Annotated in this window: 18 protein-coding genes and 1 pseudogene; 8 read left to right on the forward strand and 11 right to left on the reverse strand. The window is 63.0% G+C overall.

All coding sequences use genetic code 11. From position 1 onward, the window contains the following. Window positions 1-159: 159 nt before the first annotated feature. From TZ53_RS26160 to clpS, 3 genes and pseudogenes are all read right to left on the reverse strand, one after another. Window positions 160-684 (reverse strand): PilZ domain-containing protein, encoded by a 525-nt coding sequence (locus TZ53_RS26160; RefSeq protein WP_048577268.1) that lies wholly within the window; start codon window positions 682-684, stop codon window positions 160-162. Between the two features lie 168 nt (window positions 685-852). Continuing rightward, window positions 853-1,374: pseudogene (locus TZ53_RS12900) on the reverse strand (integrase core domain-containing protein); the annotation flags it as partial. Between the two features lie 404 nt (window positions 1,375-1,778). After that, entirely contained in the window at window positions 1,779-2,153 is a 375-nt protein-coding gene (gene clpS, locus TZ53_RS12905) for an ATP-dependent Clp protease adapter ClpS (protein WP_061941026.1), read from the reverse strand. A 712-nt stretch (window positions 2,154-2,865) separates the two neighbouring features. On the opposite strand from clpS, the gene rplJ reads away from it, so the two are divergent. Together rplJ and rplL are read left to right on the forward strand one after the other, a co-directional pair. Beyond that, the gene (gene rplJ / locus TZ53_RS12910; protein WP_025551854.1) at window positions 2,866-3,381 is read left to right on the forward strand and encodes a 50S ribosomal protein L10; all 516 of its coding nucleotides are present in this window, start codon (window positions 2,866-2,868) and stop codon (window positions 3,379-3,381) included. An 84-nt stretch (window positions 3,382-3,465) separates the two neighbouring features. Next, window positions 3,466-3,846 carry a 50S ribosomal protein L7/L12 gene (rplL, locus tag TZ53_RS12915; RefSeq protein ID WP_007687446.1) on the forward strand — a complete coding sequence of 127 codons (381 nt, stop codon included), beginning with the start codon at window positions 3,466-3,468 and terminating at the stop codon, window positions 3,844-3,846. 393 nt (window positions 3,847-4,239) lie between these two features. Here the strand turns inward: rplL and TZ53_RS12920 are convergent. Further along, window positions 4,240-5,000, reverse strand: a protein-coding gene (locus TZ53_RS12920) for an IS5 family transposase (RefSeq protein ID WP_099185988.1) whose coding sequence is annotated in 2 segments (ribosomal slippage) — window positions 4,240-4,676 and window positions 4,676-5,000 — 762 coding nt in all. Because the reading frame shifts where the segments join, the coding sequence is not laid out codon by codon here. Window positions 5,001-5,070: 70 nt separating this feature from the next. Next, window positions 5,071-7,176, reverse strand: a complete 2,106-nt coding sequence (locus TZ53_RS12925) for a RelA/SpoT family protein (protein ID WP_044661528.1) — start codon at window positions 7,174-7,176, stop codon at window positions 5,071-5,073. 112 nt (window positions 7,177-7,288) lie between these two features. Here TZ53_RS12925 and TZ53_RS12930 point away from each other — a divergent pair, with 112 nt between their 5' ends. The 3 genes from TZ53_RS12930 to TZ53_RS12940 all read left to right on the forward strand — a co-directional run bounded on the left by TZ53_RS12930 (window position 7,289) and on the right by TZ53_RS12940 (window position 9,818). After that, a complete protein-coding gene (locus TZ53_RS12930) occupies window positions 7,289-7,768 on the forward strand; it encodes a winged helix-turn-helix transcriptional regulator (RefSeq protein ID WP_025549937.1) in 480 nt (159 codons plus the stop codon). Window positions 7,769-7,914: 146 nt separating this feature from the next. After that, entirely contained in the window at window positions 7,915-9,021 is a 1,107-nt protein-coding gene (locus tag TZ53_RS12935) for a sensor histidine kinase (protein ID WP_044661529.1), read from the forward strand. Further along, window positions 9,018-9,818 (forward strand): LytR/AlgR family response regulator transcription factor, encoded by an 801-nt coding sequence (locus TZ53_RS12940; RefSeq protein WP_044661530.1) that lies wholly within the window; start codon window positions 9,018-9,020, stop codon window positions 9,816-9,818. Before TZ53_RS12935 ends, TZ53_RS12940 begins: the two co-directional genes overlap by 4 nt. 107 nt (window positions 9,819-9,925) lie before the next feature. Here TZ53_RS12940 and TZ53_RS12945 read toward each other — a convergent pair whose 3' ends face one another. Next, on the reverse strand, window positions 9,926-10,342 hold the full coding sequence (locus TZ53_RS12945; protein ID WP_044661531.1) for a GtrA family protein: 417 nt from the start codon (window positions 10,340-10,342) through the stop codon (window positions 9,926-9,928). A gap of 44 nt (window positions 10,343-10,386) precedes the next feature. Between TZ53_RS12945 and TZ53_RS12950 the strand changes: the two genes are divergently transcribed. Then, the gene (locus TZ53_RS12950) at window positions 10,387-12,288 is read left to right on the forward strand and encodes a hypothetical protein (RefSeq protein ID WP_044661532.1); all 1,902 of its coding nucleotides are present in this window, start codon (window positions 10,387-10,389) and stop codon (window positions 12,286-12,288) included. Here TZ53_RS12950 and TZ53_RS12955 read toward each other — a convergent pair. Together TZ53_RS12955 and TZ53_RS12960 are read right to left on the reverse strand one after the other, a co-directional pair. Next, window positions 12,250-12,708: a nucleoside deaminase gene (locus tag TZ53_RS12955; RefSeq protein WP_044663033.1), complete on the reverse strand. Its 459-nt coding sequence runs from the start codon at window positions 12,706-12,708 to the stop codon at window positions 12,250-12,252. The genes TZ53_RS12950 and TZ53_RS12955 overlap by 39 nt on opposite strands. Window positions 12,709-12,784: 76 nt before the next feature. Next, complete coding sequence (locus tag TZ53_RS12960) at window positions 12,785-13,006, reverse strand: hypothetical protein (protein ID WP_025549933.1); 222 nt, start codon at window positions 13,004-13,006, stop codon at window positions 12,785-12,787. 148 nt (window positions 13,007-13,154) lie between these two features. Here TZ53_RS12960 and rpmB point away from each other — a divergent pair, with 148 nt between their 5' ends. Further along, window positions 13,155-13,448, forward strand: coding sequence for a 50S ribosomal protein L28 (rpmB, locus tag TZ53_RS12965; protein ID WP_025549932.1), 294 nt, complete (start codon window positions 13,155-13,157; stop codon window positions 13,446-13,448). Between the two features lie 107 nt (window positions 13,449-13,555). Here rpmB and TZ53_RS12970 read toward each other — a convergent pair whose 3' ends face one another. The 3 genes from TZ53_RS12970 to TZ53_RS12980 form a co-directional block, all read right to left on the reverse strand. Further along, window positions 13,556-14,629 (reverse strand): M48 family metallopeptidase, encoded by a 1,074-nt coding sequence (locus tag TZ53_RS12970; RefSeq protein ID WP_044661533.1) that lies wholly within the window; start codon window positions 14,627-14,629, stop codon window positions 13,556-13,558. Between the two features lie 5 nt (window positions 14,630-14,634). Continuing rightward, on the reverse strand, window positions 14,635-15,711 hold the full coding sequence (locus TZ53_RS12975) for a YjgN family protein (protein ID WP_025549930.1): 1,077 nt from the start codon (window positions 15,709-15,711) through the stop codon (window positions 14,635-14,637). Between the two features lie 121 nt (window positions 15,712-15,832). After that, entirely contained in the window at window positions 15,833-16,270 is a 438-nt protein-coding gene (locus TZ53_RS12980) for an ExbD/TolR family protein (RefSeq protein ID WP_044661534.1), read from the reverse strand. A 173-nt stretch (window positions 16,271-16,443) separates the two neighbouring features. Between TZ53_RS12980 and thrS the strand changes: the two genes are divergently transcribed. Continuing rightward, the gene (gene thrS, locus TZ53_RS12985; RefSeq protein ID WP_044661535.1) at window positions 16,444-18,441 is read left to right on the forward strand and encodes a threonine--tRNA ligase; all 1,998 of its coding nucleotides are present in this window, start codon (window positions 16,444-16,446) and stop codon (window positions 18,439-18,441) included. Window positions 18,442-18,542 lie beyond the last annotated feature (101 nt).

Here is an 18,542-nt window from a genome sequence, read left to right on the forward strand (position 1 = left end):
CTCGTGCCGTTGTGTCTCTATTATTCCAATCGCCGGAATTCTTCCAGGCATTCATCACGATGGCGCGCGACTTGGCCGCCGGACGGCTCACACAGCCTTGAGCCTGCTGGTGTAGGTTCGGGCAGCGTGCAGCTAAAGGGCCGTTTGACAGGCGGAGTACTAAAGGTGACTTTCCAGTTCGGAAAACGGTCGCGAGAGGATCTGGTAAAGTTCGTTGGCGGCAAAGCCTGCGGCAATGAGAGCAAGGACTACGAACACACCAAATTGGAATGCCGCTGACCAACGTCGGCTATTCTCCAATTGGCGCGCAATGCGCGCATCTGCGTCCGCTCTTGGCTGAGCCCGGCGCTCATAGGATGATTCGGGATCATTCGCAGATCGGGGACGGGAAGCCAGGCGCGGTTCATTGATTATGGCAGCGATATCGAGCCTGCCCTGCGCCTGAATCCCGAAAAAGCGATCTTTCCGCCAGACGACCCGCCCTATAATCGTCAGTCGCCCACGCCGTATCTCTACATAAGTGCCGCGCTCGGGGGCTTCGTCGGATGCCACGAGTGCGCCACCCGAGGACAGATTATGGATCACCGCTTCGACCCAGGATTCGCCCACGCGCATCCTCGCCGGAATCAACACCGGGTGACGTGTCTCACGAGGTTTGTAGCCAATCTGTAACGCCTTGAGCACGCGACAGCCCTCTCCCAGATCCGTCGTTCCTAAACTATCATGGTGAAAAGAATGCTAAGACGGAGCGATTACAGGTTGCTTCCGGGAGCATGGCGTCAGGGCATGGTGCATCACCCTCCACCAGTTTGGGTGATTGGACTGCCCGCGATGACTGGTCCGATTGCGTAGTTAGTTGAATTGCGCCTCCGATGCCAGCCTGGACGGGAGGCGGAGCGTAGCGGAGCCGAGCGGCCAGGCTGGCATCCTGATCGTTTCCGGGGCCGGTGGTCGATATCCGAGGCTGCTGTGCGGCCTTGCCCGGTTGTAATGATCGCGCCACCAGCCGGTGACGATCCGCACCTCTTCAAGACTAAAGAAGATTTCGCCGTTGAGCAGTTCATCTCGCAGACGGGCATTGAAGCTTTCGATATAGCCGTTCTCCCGGCTGAACTCGTCGATGATGTTGAGCATCCGGAACTTGCGACCGTTGTGCGTCTGATCCTCGACGAAGTCGTAGGACCACACATGCCCGCGATGCTCCGGGCGCAGCCGGACGCACGATCCGTCGCCGCGCCAGAGCCGCCGCCGTTTCGGTTGCCACTTCGGCACTTTAAGACCCTCCCGCCGCCAGAGACGCTCGACCACCGACAGGCTGACCTGCCAGCCCGCTTGGCCCAGCAAGGCATGGATGCGGCGATAGCCATACCGGCCAGCGTCTCGATGCCGGCGACGAATGCTGGCAGGTTGGCACCATCGATGGACATGCCGATGTCCATGGCGAACTGCAACGGATACCTGCACAGGGTCGGGAGCTTCTCTACCACGATATTCTCCAGTTCCCGGGCCGGGATGTGCATGCCTTCGCTGCTTTCCCCATGCTGGAGTGCCCGGCTGACATAAGAGCATCTGATGGCGACGAGTTCGCGTTGGACTGACAGCACCGTCTGGAAAAACGCCTTGCACGGCCGCGCTGGCAGAATGCCATCCTCTGGTCAGGCTGAAGGCGTCACCGAACCGCTGGGTCCGTGCCACGTCATCGATTGCCGGGCATGGCCCCGAGTCGTGGGCCGGTGAGATTCGCGTTATGCCCGCCTGTCAGGTGCCCCGGGACACCATCAGGCCTTTTCCAAGGTGCACTGGAGCGGGTGCTGGTTCTGGCGGGCAAAGTCCATCACCTGATTCACCTTGGTTTCCGCCACTTCATAGCTGAAGATTCCGCATACGCCGACGCCCCGCTGGTGGACGTGCAGCATCACGCGCGTCGCCTCCTCCATGTCCATGCGAAAGAATTGCTGGAGAACGTGCACGACGAATTCCATCGGCGTGTAGTCGTCGTTCAGCATCAGCACCTTGTAGAGAGAGGGCTTTTTCGTCCGGGCGCGCGTGCGCGTGGCGATGCCGACATTGGGGCCGCCCGGGCCGTCGCCCTGGTCGTCCTGATCCTTGTCCGCCATCATCGCGGGATATGCCATCATCGAGAAGCTGTTCATGATGGGGAAGGATATGGCTATTTGCTCTTGCATGGCAAGGGGTCCGACGGGGCGTAAACCATCCTTCCGGGTGGGAACGGCCTGGGGGAGGGGGGAACGGGGTGGAAGGCGGCGATTCTGTTCCACGTTCTGGCCTGGGGGCTCCGCGCTCCTGCTCCCGGCGGATCATCGCACCGTCTGAACCGGCCCTGCCGACTGTAACCTCCCGGCCACGGCTGGCGAAAAAACATCCTATTGCCCGGCCTGGCACCGCTTTCATCCTGTCCTACATCCCCGCGGTCAGCCTATTCCGCTCCCTTCTTTGAAATGTCGGACCCATTACCCGGGCGGCTACGCGCGCTCGCGCGCATGCGCGCATATGGTGTGAACTTCGGCGTAAAGCGGCGCTTTTCCGTCGCCTTCCATCGCCAATCGCCAGATTTTGCGTGACAGGGGGCCTCCAAATCTGTAGGGGCGCCCGCAGCAGACCCCCGGCAGAAATGTCGATGGTCTTCCGTCCGAGACAGTCGGTGAAGGGAATATGCCCTTCTTAATTTCCGGCCTAGACGGGGAAAAGTTCTTTACCGGCCGGGCCTTGCCTGTCCGGGTCTGCCTGTTCTCCCTGAGGGATGCGGGCCAGTCGATCTCTCCCCTTCGGACCAATGCCCCGCGATTCGTCGCGGGTTTTTGCCGTCCACCGGATTTTCCGGCGGACATGAAGTGGAGTAAAGGCATGGATCGTAATCAGAAAGCTGAGGTCGTTTCCGCGCTGAACGCACATCTGGCCGAAGTCGGCGTGGTCGTCGTGACCCGCAACCTCGGGCTGACGGTCGCCCAGTCGACCCAGCTGCGCCAGAAGATGCGCGAAGCCGGCGGCACCTACAAGGTTACGAAGAACCGCCTCGCCAAGATCGCCCTTGAAGGCACCGACTATAGCGGCATCAGCGACCTGCTGACCGGTCCGGTCGGGCTCGCTTCCTCGGCCGATCCGGTCGCAGCCGCGAAGGTTGCGGTCGAATTCGCCAAGACCAACGACAAGCTTGAGATCGTTGGCGGTGCGATGGGCGAAGTGCTGCTGAACGCGGAGGGCGTCAAGGCGCTCGCCTCGATGCCGTCGCTGGATGAACTGCGCGCGAAGCTGGTCGGCCTTCTGGTCGCCCCGGCTACCAAGCTCGCAACCGTCACCCAGGCCCCGGCTGCCCAGCTCGCGCGGGTCTTCAACGCCTATGCGGAAAAGAACGCGGCCTGATCGCCGCGGGATTGCCCGGAATATTGTTTTCAACTCTCGTTTAAGGGGCTCATGCCCCGCCCAGAAGGGAATAGGTAAAGTAACATGGCAGACATCAATGCTCTGGTCGACCAGCTCTCGGCCCTGACCGTCCTCGAAGCCGCTGAGCTTTCCAAGGCTCTGGAAGAAAAGTGGGGCGTTTCGGCCGCCGCTGCCGTCGCGGTTGCCGCTCCGGCCGGTGGCGCTGCCGGCGCTGCTCCTGCTGAAGAAGCCAAGGACGAATTCGACGTCGTCCTGACCGGCGACGGCGGCAAGAAGATCAACGTCATCAAGGAAGTCCGCGCCATCACCGGCCTGGGCCTGACCGAAGCCAAGGCTCTGGTCGAAGGCGCGCCGAAGGCCGTCAAGGAAGGCGTCGGCAAGGACGAAGCCGAGAAGATCAAGAAGCAGCTGGAAGAAGCCGGCGCGACCGTCGAACTCAAGTAAGTTCGGTCGAGCCCCGCGCAGGCGGGGCTGCTTACCGGCTATGGCCGGAGGAAATCGGGGCGGTGCCTTCGGCGCCGCCCTTTTTCTTTTCCCTGGACGGTATTGGTGAGGGAATGTCGGTTGCTGCGGTTGAGCGCATCATACCCCCGCCTTCGCAAGAGCGCGCCATACTTCCAGGAAAGCTGAAGGGCAGCAGCCCACCCCGCATCCTCATTCCCCGCGCGGCCGGCAAGAAGAGTTGGCCCCCGCCAACCATCCTTCGCTGCCGCTAGAGCAGATTTCGATCCGATTGCATCGGCTCGACTGCTCTAAGTTTTTGTTTTGTCGCGTTTTCCGAGTCAGCAGATGATTCCATCTGCTTGGAAAACGCTCTAGGCCGTAGTGACGATTTAATCATTTGAGCCATAGCATGATGCTGGCGAGTTTGACGAAGCCGAGGAAGTTTGCGGCGAGTTTGTCATAGCGTGTTGCGATACGGCGCCACTGCTTGAGCTTGGCGAAGAAGCCCTCGATGCCCCAACGCTGTTTGTAGGCGATGCGATCATAGTGGTGCTGATATTTGCGATGGCGGCGAGGTGGGATGACCGGCTCGCCGCCTTGCTCGTAGATGAGATCGTGCAAACTGTCGGCGTCATAGGCACGATCAGCCAGCACCTTGCCAGCCGGGATGCCGCGGATCAGATCGCAGGCGGGCGCCATGTCGTTTTGCTGTCCGGGGCCGAGGATGAAGCGGATCGGCAAGCCCAAGGCATCGACTACGGCATGGATCTTGGTGCCGAACCCGCCTCTCGATCGTCCGAGAGCCTGGGCTTGAGCGCCCCCCTTTTTACCCGTGCCCCAGCCGCCTGGGCCTGGGCGCGGATCACCGTCGCATCGATCGCCAGCCATTCGATGTCGGGATCATCCGACACAGCCTCGAAGATCCGGTCGATCACGCCTTGCTCGACCCAGCGATAATAACGCCGCTTGGCGGTCTGATAGGGACCGAACTTCTCCGGTAGATCGCGCCAGCGTCCCCCTGAACGCGCCAGCCAGAGCAAGGCGTCAAGAAACAACCGTCCGTCACTGCGAGGACCGCGCTTGCCCTTGCGCCCGCCCGGAACGAACTCCCGCAGCCGCTCCCACTGATCATCCCGCAGCACTTCGCCTTCCACGCCAGCCTCCAAAAGCCAGCCTTGAATCACAAATCCAAACCGTCGTGAATCCCTAAAATGTCACTACTGCCTAGACCCGATCCGCCTGCACCACCGTGTCGAGGCCGCGCAGGGCGGAGAGGATGCGGTTCAGATGCTGGGCGTCGGCGACTTCCAGGTCGATGATGTCGGTGTGGAAGGGGCCTTCGCGGTTCACCAGTTGCAGGTTGAGGATGTTCGCCTTGGTCGCGCCGAAAACGTTGGTGACGGCCGCCAGCGCGCCCGGCTGGTTCTTGACGATCACCTGAAGCCGTGCGGTGCCGCCCTTGGACCTGCTGTCCCAGCTTAAATCCACCCAGTCGTCATCCTGTCCCGCCTCCAGCGAACGGCAATCGATGGTGTGGACCTCGATCGGTTCGCCGGTGCGGCGGACGCCGACGATGCGGTCGCCGGGGACGGGGTGGCAGCAGTCGCCCAGATTATAGGCGATGCCGGGCGTCAGGCCGCGGATCGATACCGGAGCGTGCTGGCGCGGATGGGCTTCCTCCATGCCCTCCACGCTGGTGGAGCCGGGAATGAGCGCCTCCATCACCTCCGAATCGAGCAGGCGATGGGTGGCGATGGCGACCATCAGGGATGCGCGGTCGTCCAGCTTCAGGCGCTTCAACGCCGCCTTCAATGCCTTGTCGCCCAGTTCGCTTGCCAGTTCGGGGGAGAAGCGGCCGATGATTTCCTCATAGAGCTTCTCGCCCAGAGCGACTTCCTCGCCGCGCTGCTTCTGGCGGATATAGCGGCGGATGGCGGCGCGGGCCTTGCCGGTGATGGCGAAGGTCAGCCAGCCGGGCTGCGGCTCCTGTCCTTCGGATTTCAGGATCTCCACCTGATCGCCATTCTCCAGCGTCGTGCGCAGCGGCACGACCCGGCCATTGACCTTGGCGCCGACCGTCTGGTTGCCGAGCGAGGTGTGCACGGCATAGGCGAAGTCGACCGGCGTCGACCCCTTGGGCAACTGGTGCAGCTCGCCCTTGGGGGAAAAGGCGAAGATGCGGTCCTGATACATCGCCATGCGGGTATGTTCGAGCAGTTCGTCCGCATCCTGGCTCTGCTCCAGGATTTCGACCAGGTCGCGCAGCCAGGCTGCATGGTGGTCGGTGGCGTCGCCCTTCTGCTTATAGGCCCAATGCGCGGCGAGGCCGAGTTCGGCGTCATGGTGCATGTCGCGGCTGCGAATCTGCACCTCGATGCGGGCATTGTCCTGATGGATGACGGTGGTGTGCAGCGAGCGGTAGCCGTTGCGCTTGGGCGTGGAGATGTAATCCTTGAACCGCCCCGGCACCATCTTGTAGGTCTGGTGGATGACGCCCAATGCGCGGTAGCAGTCCTCCGTCGTCTCGGTGATGACGCGGAAGGCCATGACGTCGGTCAGTTGTTCGAAACTGATATGGCGTTCCTGCATCTTCTTCCAGATGGAATAGGGATGCTTCTCGCGGCCCGAGACCGTGACCGGCAGCCCCTTGCCGCCCAGCAGCAATTGCAGTTCCGCGCCGATCCGGTCGACCTTGTCATGGCCGCCTTCCTTCAGTTGCTCCAGCCGTTTGGTGATGCTGTCATAGGCTTCCGGCTCCAGCTCGCGGAAGGCCAGCAACTGCATCTCGCGCATGAAGTCGTACATGCCGATTCGCTCCGCCAGCGGGGCGTAGATGTCCATCGTCTCGCGGGCGATGCGGCGGCGCTTCTGCTCATTCTTGATGAAGTGCAGCGTGCGCATGTTGTGCAGCCGGTCGGCCAGCTTCACCAGCAGCACACGGATGTCGTCCGACATGGCGAGCAGGAATTTGCGCAGATTCTCCGCGGCCCGCTCATTTTCGGACATGGCCTCGATCTTGCTGAGCTTGGTGACGCCGTCGACCATCCGGGCGACGTCCTTGCCGAAGGCGTGCTCGATCTCCTCATAGGTGACGAGCGTATCCTCTATCGTGTCGTGCAGCAGCGCGGTCACGATGGTCTGATCGTCCAGGTTGAAATCGGTCAATATGCCGGCGACTTCGATGGGATGACTGAAATAGGGGTCGCCGCTGGCGCGCTTCTGAGACCCGTGCTTCTGGACGGAAAAGACATAGGCGCGGTTGATCATCGCTTCGTCCGCATCCGGATCGTAGCGCTTTACCCGTTCAACAAGTTCGTATTGGCGTAGCATCCTGTTGCGATTGTCCGCGATGCCCCTTGCTGTGCAACAAAAAAATCCCATCTTAGGTGAATAGCGATGCGCTTTTGCAACGCGGGTGGCTTTGAGCTATCAAATGAAGACGATGACACATAATCTGGCGCAGGATCTGGAACAATGCGCGCTGCCCAGCGCATTGGAGGCGATGGGAGAACGCTGGTCGTTCCTCATCTTGCGGGGCGCTCTGTCGGGAATCCGGCATTTCGAGGAGTTTCAGTCGACCCTCGGCATTGCCCGCAACATCCTGGCGAATCGGCTCGCGCGGCTGGTGGAAAACGGCATCATGGTGCGTCAGCCGATGCAATGCGACCGGCGCAAGGTGGAATATCGCCTGACCGACAAGGGACAGGATCTGGCGCCTGCGATGATCGCGCTGCGCCAATGGGGTGAGAAATGGGGCTGCGGTCCCATCTCCTGCCAGGTGCTGGCCGACAGCCGCGACCGGCAGCCGATCCGCAAGATGACCATCCAGGCCCATGACGGCCGCGCGCTGGAGCCGAGCGATCTGATCTGGTTGTGCGTCGATGAGGAGACGCCGGTGACTCAGGAAGCGGCGGCTGCCTGACGATAATGCGCGCTTTGAATCGGTCGGCCATGCTGAATTCGTTCCAGCATGGCGAGCCCCCTTTGTGTTTCATTTTTTCATCGATCACGTACCGGCCGCAAAAAACCGGTTCCCACTTTTTTGCCTGATGCTTTAGGCTGGCGATAATGTCGGTTCATCGTTTCCAGCCCCAGCCTTTCTTCGCGGACAAGAACCGCGCCTTTTGGAACCTCCAGTCCGTGGGGTGGGCCGGCGCCTTCCTGTTGCGCGGTTCCTCGACCATCGCCAATGGGCAGCCGCTTTCCAGCCTGATCCCGGTGATGATCTCGACCGTGTCGGGCTATTCGGTGACGCTGCTGATCGCGGTAGTGTTCCGCTTCCTCCAGCGGCAGCGGCCCATCGTGACCTGGGGCGCCTCCATCGTCACGGTGGTGGTCGCGGCGGGGTTGGTCGCATTTATCGACGCCTGGGTCTTCTCCACCCAGAATCGGGGCAGCGACACGGCGGGGCTGCAACTGTTCCTGGGCGCCTTCTATCTCAGCATGACATTGCTGGGGGCATGGTCGGCGCTATATTATGCGATCAACTTCTACCTGACGGTGGAGGAGCAGGCGGACCAGTTGCTGCGGCTGGAGAATCAGGCGTCCAGCGCGCAACTTGCGATGCTGCGCTATCAGCTCAACCCGCATTTCCTGTTCAATACGCTGAACTCGATCTCGACGCTGGTGCTGCTGAAGCAGACCGACCGGGCCAATGCCATGCTGTCCCGCCTGTCCTCCTTCCTGCGCTATACGCTGATCAACGAGCCGACCGCGCAGGTGACGATCGAGCAGGAGATCGAGACGCTGAAGCTGTATCTGGAGATCGAGAAGATGCGGTTCGAGGATCGGCTGCGGCCGGTCTTCAACATCGATCCGGCGGTCTCGCAATCGCGCCTCCCCTCTCTCCTGCTGCAACCTTTGGTCGAAAATGCGATCAAATATGCCGTGACGCCCAAGGAAGAGGGCGCGGAAATCTCCGTCACGGCGCAGCCTGCCGGTGAAAACGTCCGGATCATCGTATCCGATACGGGTCCGGGATTGAATGAGGGGTTCACCCGCCCGAACAATCCGGCCAGCGAAGGAACGGGCGTCGGTCTGGCGAACATCCGCGACAGGCTGATTCAGGCCTTCGGGGAACGACAGAGCTTCGAAACGCGTTCCACGCCTGGCGGCTTTTCGGTCCTGATCGAAATACCGCTTAACCTGGATGAACCATCGAGAGTGGCCGCATGACCATCAGAACAATCCTCGTCGACGACGAAAGCCTGGCTATCCAAGGCCTCAAGCTGCGTCTGGAAGCGCATGAGGATGTCGAAATCGTAGAAACCTGTTCCAACGGCCGGGAAGCGATCCGCGCCATAAAGACGCATAAGCCCGACCTTGTGTTCCTTGACATTCAAATGCCCGGTTTCGACGGATTTTCCGTCGTGCAGGGGCTGATGGAGATCGAGCCGCCGCTTTTCATCTTCTGCACCGCCTATAGCGACCATGCGATCCGCGCCTTCGAGGCGCAGGCGGTCGATTATCTGATGAAGCCCGTCGAGGAAGGCCGGCTGGCCGACGCGCTCGACCGGGTGCGGCAGCGGCTTTCGGAAAAGCGTCAGGTGCAGGAAGTGGAAAAGCTGCGCGAAGTGCTGGCCGAGGTAGCGCCCGATGCGATGAACGATTTTTCGGGCGATGGCGACGCGCCGGCCGCCAATCGCTTCGAGAAGCTGATCAACATCAAGGATCGCGGGCAGATTTTCCGCGTCGATGTCGATTCCATCGAGCGGATCGATGCGGCGGGCGATTATATGTGCATTTATACCGCCGACAATTCGCTGATCCTGCGCGAGACGATGAAGGACCTCGAAAAGCGGCTCGACCCCCGCAATTTCCAGCGCGTGCACCGCTCGACCATCGTGAATCTGAGCCAGGTGCGGCAGGTGAAGCCGCATACCAATGGCGAATGCTTCCTGGTGCTGGAATCGGGCGCGCAGGTGAAGGTCAGTCGGTCCTATCGCGATGTGGTGGCGCGGTTCGTGCATTAACAACCTCCCCTCCCGCAAGCGGGAGGGGCCGGGGGTGGGCAGCGAGCGAAACGAGCATCCGGACGGCAGGCCGCTGGTAATCGCCCTCCGTTCCGACGCTTACTCCTTCACCGAAACACCCATTGCCGATTAAGCCCGAAAACCACCGCCGGGGTTACGAACAGCATGGCCGGGATGGGCGACCATTCCGGCCATTGCATATGGGTCACGCACAACCACACCCATAGCGCGTTCAGCGCATAGCTCACCAGCGACACCGCGACGAAGCGGACCCCCCGCGCCGCCTGGTTGTCGCGCCCGCCATGCCCACGAAAGGTGAAGCTGCTGTGCGTGACATAGCCGACCGCCACCGCCGCCAGATAGCCGATGCCGTTGGCGACTTGCGGATGCAGCCTGACCGGCGCGGCCAGCGTCCAGTAGATCGTCGCCTGACAGGCGGTCACGAACAGCCCGGTCAGGCCGTAACGGACGATCTGCCAGAACAGCGCCTGCTTTTCCGGTGTGAAGATATGAAGGATTTTCATGCCGCCCCGTTGCGCTTTGATGCGGACCCTCTAATCGAGCCACCATGAAACTGCAAAGCTGGTCTGTCCTGCGCGCTCATGTCGCCCCTGTCGCGGCGCAATTCTCCGGCTATGCGGAGCGCAACTGGAAGTGGCTGACCGTCCTGCTGTGGATCGGCGCCATGGCCTATATGATCGCCACGCGCTGGCCGCAGATCCATTGGCTGACGCTCAGCGATACGGACGACAATATCCGCTATCTGCAGGTGAAGGACTGGCTGGCCGGGCAGTCATGGTACGACCTGCGGCAATATCGGCTGGATCCGCCCGCCGGGTTCAATATCCACTGGTCGCGGCTGGTGGACCTGCCGCTGGCCGCGCTGATGCTGTTCTTCCGCGCTTTCCTGGACCAGGGGCTGGCCGACCGGCTGGCCTGCGGCATTGCGCCGATGCTGCCGATGCTGCCGCTGATGCTGGGCCTTGGCTTCATCGCGCGAAGGCTGGCGGGGGGGAATAGCTGGTTCCTGGCGGCGGTGGCGCCCTTCGCCGCGCAGATGGGCATCAGCATGTTCCTGCCGATGCGGATCGACCATCATGGCTGGCAACTGGCCTTCACCGTCCTGATGCTGGCGGGCGTGGTCGACCGCAACTGGCTGCGCGGCGGCATCGTCGCGGGCGTGAGCAGCGCGCTGTCCATCACCATCGGCATGGAAATGATCGTCTATCTGGCGGCAGGCGGCGCGCTGATCGCGATGCGCTGGGTGTTCAAGGACGGCGCGGCCCGGCGGATGCTGCCTTATGCGATCAGCCTTGGCGGAGCGACGTCGCTGCTGTTCGTGCTGTTCGCCAGCTACGCCAACCGGGAAATGGTATGCGACGCAATCTCGCCCATCTGGGTGGCGATCTTCGCGGTTGCGTCGGCCGGGATGGTGCTGCTGGCGCTGCTCCCGCTCAAGAGCTGGCCGGCGCGGCTGGGTGCGGGGGTACTGGTCGGAGCGGCGGTGGCGGCCTTCGCCTGGATGAACTGGCCGCAATGCCTGTCGGGCGCCTATCAGATCTCGCCCGAGCTGGAGAAGCTGTGGCTGGTCAATATCCGCGAAGCCAAGCCGATCACCGTGCAGGCGCGCAGCCTGGTGGTGCCGTTGATGGCCATTCCGGCGGCTGGCCTGATCGGCCTGCTTTGGGCGCTGTGGGACGCGCGCAGGGACGCCGACCGGCTCTGGGCCTGGGCCACCGTAGGCCTGATGATGCTCTTTTCCACCGCGCTGCTCTTCTGGCAGCTTCGCGCCGGACCGGCGGCGCAATTGCTGGCCATACCGCCCGCCGCCTGGGCCGCCTATCGGCTGCTGTGCCTGATCGAGACGGGGCGGCCCGCCGCCCGTCTGGCCGCGGCGCTGGGCGCGGCTGTGCTCGCCGGGGCAGCCTTTGCAACGCCGCTTTATCCGCAGTTGAACCAGCTCTGGGTCAAGGCGACGGGCGAACAGCCCAAGCCGCAAAGGCCGACGGCACAGCTGCGTCGCAAGGCCATCGACAAGGCCAATGGCCGGTGCCGCACCCTGCCGGCGCTGCAGGTGCTCGACCAGTTGCCGCCCGCCACCATCTTCACCATGGTCGACCTGGGACCGCGCCTGATCGTCGCGACGCACCACAGCGCCGTGGCAGGCCCTTATCACCGCAACGGCGCGACGATCCTCGACATGCACCATGCCTATGACGGCCCTGCCGACGCGTTCCGGCCGATCGCGGCGAAGCACCATGCCACCTATCTGCTGGTCTGCCCCGGCTTTCCCGAGGGCACCATCTATCAGTCGCGCAGCCCCAGGGGCTTTTATGCCGGTCTGATGCGGGGCGAGGTGCCCGGCTGGCTGAAGCCGGTGCCGTTGAGGACAGGGATGACGCTGCCCTACACGCTCTACCGCATCGACTATTCAGCGCCGGGCGAGAAAAAAAGCCTTGAGCAGCGTTGATGCTTCCGCGGCGGCGAGGTCGCCATAGACCTCTGGCCGGTGGAGGCATTGCGGTTGCGTGAAGAGGCGGGGCCCCTGTTCGATCGCGCCGCCCTTGGGGTCCGCCACGGCATAATAGAGGCGGGCGATGCGGGCGTGGGAGATCGCCCCGGCGCACATGGCGCACGGCTCCAATGTTACCCAGAGGTCGCAGCCGGAGAGGCGGAAGTCGCCCAGATGGGTTGCCGCGGCGCGGATCGCGACCATTTCGGCATGGGCGGTGGGATCATTGTCGCGCCGGTTGCGATTTTCCCCTTCACCGATGATGCGGCCGTCGAGGGTGACGACCGCGCCGATGGGCACCTCTCCCGCTCCGGCGGCGGCATAAGCGAGATCGAGCGCACGCCGCATCGGATCGGGCAGGGGGAAGGGCGAGGACATGGCTTCGCCCATACAGGATGACGGAGCTTTGGGGGAGGGGCTGTAATGCCTCGCTATCCCGCTGTCAGAACAGGCCTCAGGGCTTCTGTACGTCCACTGTCGGCAGTTCGACCGTCTCCTTGCGTTTGCCGACCTCGACCCTGGCCACGCTGGCCTCATATTTGGGCAGGGAGCCGCCCTTGACCGCGATTTCCGGCAGCCGTCCCTCCTGCGTTTTCTGCAGGTCGATGAAGCCGGTGGCAATTCCGCCGGCCAGAACCAGCAGGACGATCAGCAACAGGCCACCAATGAATCGCATTTCCGCCTCCTTTGGCTTATGGCCCGTCAACGCTCATGAGTCGGAAAGGGTTGCGGCCCCGAAAGGCGCTGGGCGGGTTGACGAGCGTCGGGAATCCCGTTATCGGCGCCGCTTTCCGAACGAACCCGAATTACAAGGTTGATTGACTATGTCGCGCATTTGCGAGCTGACCGGCAAGGGCCGCCAGGTGGGTCACAATGTTTCCCACGCCAATAACAAGACCAAGCGTGTGTTCCTGCCCAACCTGCAGAACGTGTCGCTGATCTCCGAAGCGCTGGAAACGACCGTGAAGCTGCGCGTGTCGACCCATGGTCTGCGTTCGGTCGAGCATAATGGCGGCCTGGACAACTGGCTGCTGAAGACCAGCGACGACAAGCTGTCGCTGAAGGCTCGCCGCCTGAAGCGCGACATCGCGAAGAAGAAGGCCGCTGCCGCGGCCTGATTCGGCTTGCTTCGTTCGCTTGAAAGAGCGGCCTGGCAACAGGCCGCTTTTTTGCGTTCGCATGGATGGTGGGGCTGGCTGATTTAAACAATCCGAGCCCATGTACCCTAAAAGGGTTTGCCCCAGAATTTGGCGACCTTCGGATCGCTGGCGCAGGAAGCGCGCAGCGCCTGCCATTGTGCCTGGTCCAACGCCGGGCGGTAGGATGTCTCCGGCTCCACGGCAGCGGCGAAGCGGCGGCGGCGTTCGGCGGAGAGGGGATGGGAGGAAAGCCAGCTTATCGCCCGCGCTTCCGTGCCCTCGTCCTTGCCGCCGATCCGGTCGAAGAAGGCGGCCGTCGCGGCAGGCGAAATCCCGGCGCCGCGCATCTGGTCGATGGCGACGCCGTCCGCAGCGCTTTCCGCGCCGCGGCCATAGCTCAGCGACAGCACGCCGTTCAGATAATTGCCGGCATTGCCCCCCGCGCCGCCCAGCACGACGCTGAGGCCAAGCTGGCGGATGAGGCCTGTCATCGTGTCGCGGTGGCGCACATGGCCCAGTTCATGGCCGAGCACGCCCGCGACTTCATCGGCGGACTTTGCCTGCTGGACCAGGCCATCGAAGAGGATGATCCTTCCCCCCGGCAATGTCACCGCATTCACCATGGGAATGTTGGCGAGCGAAATGTCGCGGGCCTCATGGCCGGGGTCGATCCGCGCCGCCAGCCGTTCGAGCGCGGCATCGCCTGCCGGTGTGTGGCAGAACCGCCCGCCGAAATCGCCCACCATGGCATCGCCCATGCGGTTCTCCCAGCTTTGCGGGACGAGCGGGGCGATGACGGCGGGTGCTTCGAGCGCCCCCCAGACGATGAGCGCGGCGGCGACGGTGAAGATTCCCGCCGCCGGCCACAGGCCGAAGCGATCGATCCAGCGGCCATAGCGTTCGCCCGTCGGCAGATGGGCGGCGATGTCGGGAGGCGCTTCGCCGGAAAAGCCCAGACGCCAGCCGGGGATCGCCTTATGGCCATAGGCCGAACGGTCGTCCTGCAGGCCGATGACGGTAAGGTCGCTCCAGTCTATGGGCAGGCCTGTCCAGCCGCTCTCCGGCTCCTCCAGCACGAAGCCGGTGCCGGCGGTACGAAGCAGGACATTGCGTCGGACCGCCGACGCGCCGTCATAATGCCAGAGCCGGAAGTCCGACATGCGGTTCAGAAAGCGCCGACGTCCAGCGCGTCGAGCAGGCCCTCGCCATGGCGGCTGGTCTTCGTCTGCGACTGTGTGAGTTCGTCGGTATAGATCGTGCCGGTCACGCCCATATGGGTCACGAAGAACTTCCAGTGCCGGTATTGCAGGAAGATCGACCCGATGCCGATCGTGCAGAGGACCAGCGCAATGTCACCCAGGAAAAGCCATATCCAGTCTTTGGTCCGCGCGTAGAAATGGAAGTCGAGGCCCGTGAGCGACAGCCCCTCCACCGCTTCACGGAAGAAACTCGCGTAGAAGGCGAGCGCGATGAGGCCGAGACCCAGATAGAAGGTCAGCACGAACGCGATGATGCCGAAGATGGCCCCGGCCATGCGGGAGCCGGCACCGTCCTGTCCCGGAAAGCCCGCCATCGCGACCATTGCGCCTCCGCCCACGAACAGCAGGATCGGCAGGAGGTAGAAGAGCAGGAAGCGCCGGAAGGTCGGGCCGTGATCGCCTGCCGATTCGAAACTGTGCGGGCCGAAGCTCATCTTGTTCCAGCGTTCGTTCCACAGCGACATCATCGACCAGGGGACGAGCAGGCCCAGCGCCAGGCTGCCCACCGCCGACTTCCACATATAGGAAATGCCGTAGCCGAAGCCCTGATCGTCGCTGCCGCCCCGGATGCCGTGCCACCATGTCCGGCTGAGCCGGTAGCGCAGCGCGCGGAAGCGGGCGAGACCGACCATGTAGAAGATCGTCACGAACGCCGCGAGCGTCAGTATCGCGGCCATGCCGCCATGCCCCTGAAGGACGAGGGCCTGCGCGCCGAACTGAAGGAAGAGGAACGGCAGGCCGATCAGCGCCAGCACCATCAGGAAGCCGAGGAACAGTTCCTTGCCCGTTCCCGTCCATTCCAGCCGGTCGTCGATGAAGCGCGTGTTCGCCCAGAGATAGCGCCGCGTGCGCGTTGTCGCCCAGAAGCGGTATATGCCTAGCGTGACGATCGTCAGCAGCAGGTTGGTGAAGGCAATGGGCGCATAGTCGCGCCAATTGCCCTCAAAAGCGAAGCCGTCGCCGCCAATGCGTTCCTGATCCATGATGCCCCCCTTGGTCCCCGGTGGGAGAAGACTATGCCGGGGACCGTTGGTCAAGGGGTTTCATGGCCATATGGAATGCTATCCCCCTGAAATCACGCGGATCGTCATTTTTTACGGCCGATCAAAAGCTGGCGTAGCGCTCATTGCCGATGAAGCCGAGCTTCGTCACGCCTGAGCGGCGGATGTCGGCCAGCACCTCATCCACGGTCACGTAACGCGCGCCGGCATCGGGCTGGAACTGGAGTTCCGGTTCGGCAGGCAGGCGCAGCGAGGCGGCGAGATATTGGCGGAGCGTCAGCCGGTCGACGGCCCCGCCGTTCCAGCGGATAGTGCCGTCGGCGTCGATGCCGACCCTGTTCTTGACCGTGTCGACCGGCGGCGGCGTCAGTTCCTTGGGAGTTTGCGGCAGGTCGACGCCGACGCTGTGCGTCTGGATCGGGATCGTGATGATGAACATGATCAGCAGCACCAGCATCACGTCGATCAGCGGCGTTGTGTTCATGTCCGACATCGGCGTTTCCCCGTCGCCCGGCCGGGGTCTTGCGAAGCTCAAGGCCATATGCATCCCTCCTGTTGAAATAATGATATAACAACACATACATCATGCGCTGATCGCGATGCGCTGGCAAGAGGGCTTCTATTGACAGGGCGGGCGGCCCATTTATGGGGAAGGCGCGGCTTTTTTCGGCTGCGCAACCTGCCATTTCAACAGAAAGACCCTCCGTGTCCGCCATGCTCAAGATAACCCTGCCCGATGGTTCCGTGCGTGAAGTCGCGCCCGGCACTACCCCGGCGGACATTGCGGCGGCGATCGGGCCGGGGCTGGCCAAGGCGGCCATCGCCGCGCGGGTCGATGGCGAACTGCGCGACATCATGCGCCCGCTGGAGGCCGATGCGCAACTGGCGCTGGTGACGTCGAAGGATGAGGCCGATGCGCTGGAACTGGCCCGGCACGACTTCGCCCATGTGCTGGCCGAAGCGGTGCAGGCGCTGTTTCCGGGGACGCAGATCACCTTCGGCCCGGCGACGGACGATGGCTTCTATTATGACTTCGCGCCCCCCGTCATCGAAGGAAAGCCGCGGCCTTTCACGGAGGAAGACCTGCCCGCCATCGAGGCGAAGATGCGGGAGATCATCGCCGCCGACAAGCCGCTGCGCCGCGAGGTGTGGAAGCGCGAGGACCTGATCGCGCGCTGGCGGGCAGAGGGCGAGACGTTCAAGGCCGAATGGGCCGCTGAGCTTCCCGAGGGCGAGGAACTGACCGTCTATTGGTCGGGGGGCGACTGGCTCGACATGTGCCGGGGGCCGCATCTGGCCTCGACAGGCAAACTCGATCCGGCGGCGTTCAAGCTGACCCGCGTGTCGGGCGCCTATTGGCGCGGCGATCAGAAGAATGCGATGCTGAGCCGCGTCTATGGCACCGGTTGGCTCAACAGGAAGCAGCTCGATGCGCATCTGACGCGGCTGGAAGAAGCGGCCAAGCGCGACCATCGCAAGCTGGGCGCGGAGATGGACCTGTTCCACCTCCAGCAGGAGGCGCATGGATCGGTCTTCTGGCACCCCAAGGGCTATATCATCTGGCGGGCTCTGGAAGCCTATATGCGCCGCGCCATCGACGATGCGGGCTATCGTGAGGTCAAGACGCCGCAGGTGATGGACGCGCGCCAGTGGGAAGCGTCCGGCCATTGGGGCAAATATCGCGAGAATATGTTCGTCATCCCCGACGAAGTGCCGAATGTCGAGGATGAAGGGCCGCTGGTGTCGGACGATGCCGACTGGATGGCTTTGAAGCCGATGAACTGCCCGGCGCATGTCCTGATCTTCCGTCAGGGGATCAAGAGCTATCGCGACCTGCCGCTGCGCTTCTACGAGAATGGCTGCTGCCATCGCAACGAACCGCATGGGGCGCTGCACGGGCTGATGCGTGTGCGCCAGTTCACGCAGGACGACGCGCATATCTTCTGCCGCGAGGACCAGATCGTGGAGGAAGTGCGCGCCTTCTGTGCGCTGGCGGATCGGATCTACAGGGATTTCGGCTTCACCTATTCGATCAAGCTTGCCCTGCGCCCCGAAAAGCGCTTCGGCAGCGACGAGATGTGGGATCAGGCGGAAAATGAATTGCGCGACGCGGTGGCGGCGGCGGGGCTCAACACGCCCGAACATGGCTGGGAGGAACTGCCGGGCGAAGGCGCCTTCTATGCGCCCAAGCTGGAATGGCATCTGACCGACGCGATCGGGCGGACCTGGCAGGTGGGGACGATCCAGTCGGACCGGGTATTGCCGGAGCGACTCGACGCCTCCTATATTGGCGAAGATGGCGAGCGGCACCGGCCGGTGATGCTCCACCGCGCGATCTTCGGTTCCTATGAGCGGTTCATAGGCATCCTCATCGAACATTATGCGGGCCGTTTCCCGCTCTGGCTGGCGCCGGTGCAGGCGGTGGTGGCGACCATCGTGTCCGATGCGGACGGCTATGCAGGCCAGGTGGTGAAGAAGCTCCGGGCGGCTGGCATCAGGGCGGAAACCGACGTCCGCAACGAGAAGATCAACTATAAGGTGCGCGAGCACAGCCTTGCAAAAGTGCCGAATCTGCTGGTCGTCGGCCGCCGGGAGGCGGACGAGGGCACGGTGGCGCTGCGCGAGCTGGGCAAGGAGGGGCAGAGCGTCCTTTCTGTCGACGACATCATCGCCCGTCTTGTAAAGGAGGCGAAGGCACCCGATATGCAGTGAGGCAGCAATGCCACATGGGGCCGGCAAATCCGCGATTGCGGGCTTGCCGCCCCTTTCGGCTTTGCGCTAAAGGGCCGCCAGAGTCGATCTATCAACTACCA

Origin of the sequence: Sphingobium sp. YBL2 (assembly GCF_000943805.1) — a bacterium.
In the GTDB taxonomy this organism is placed as follows: Bacteria; Pseudomonadota; Alphaproteobacteria; order Sphingomonadales; family Sphingomonadaceae; genus Sphingobium; species Sphingobium fuliginis.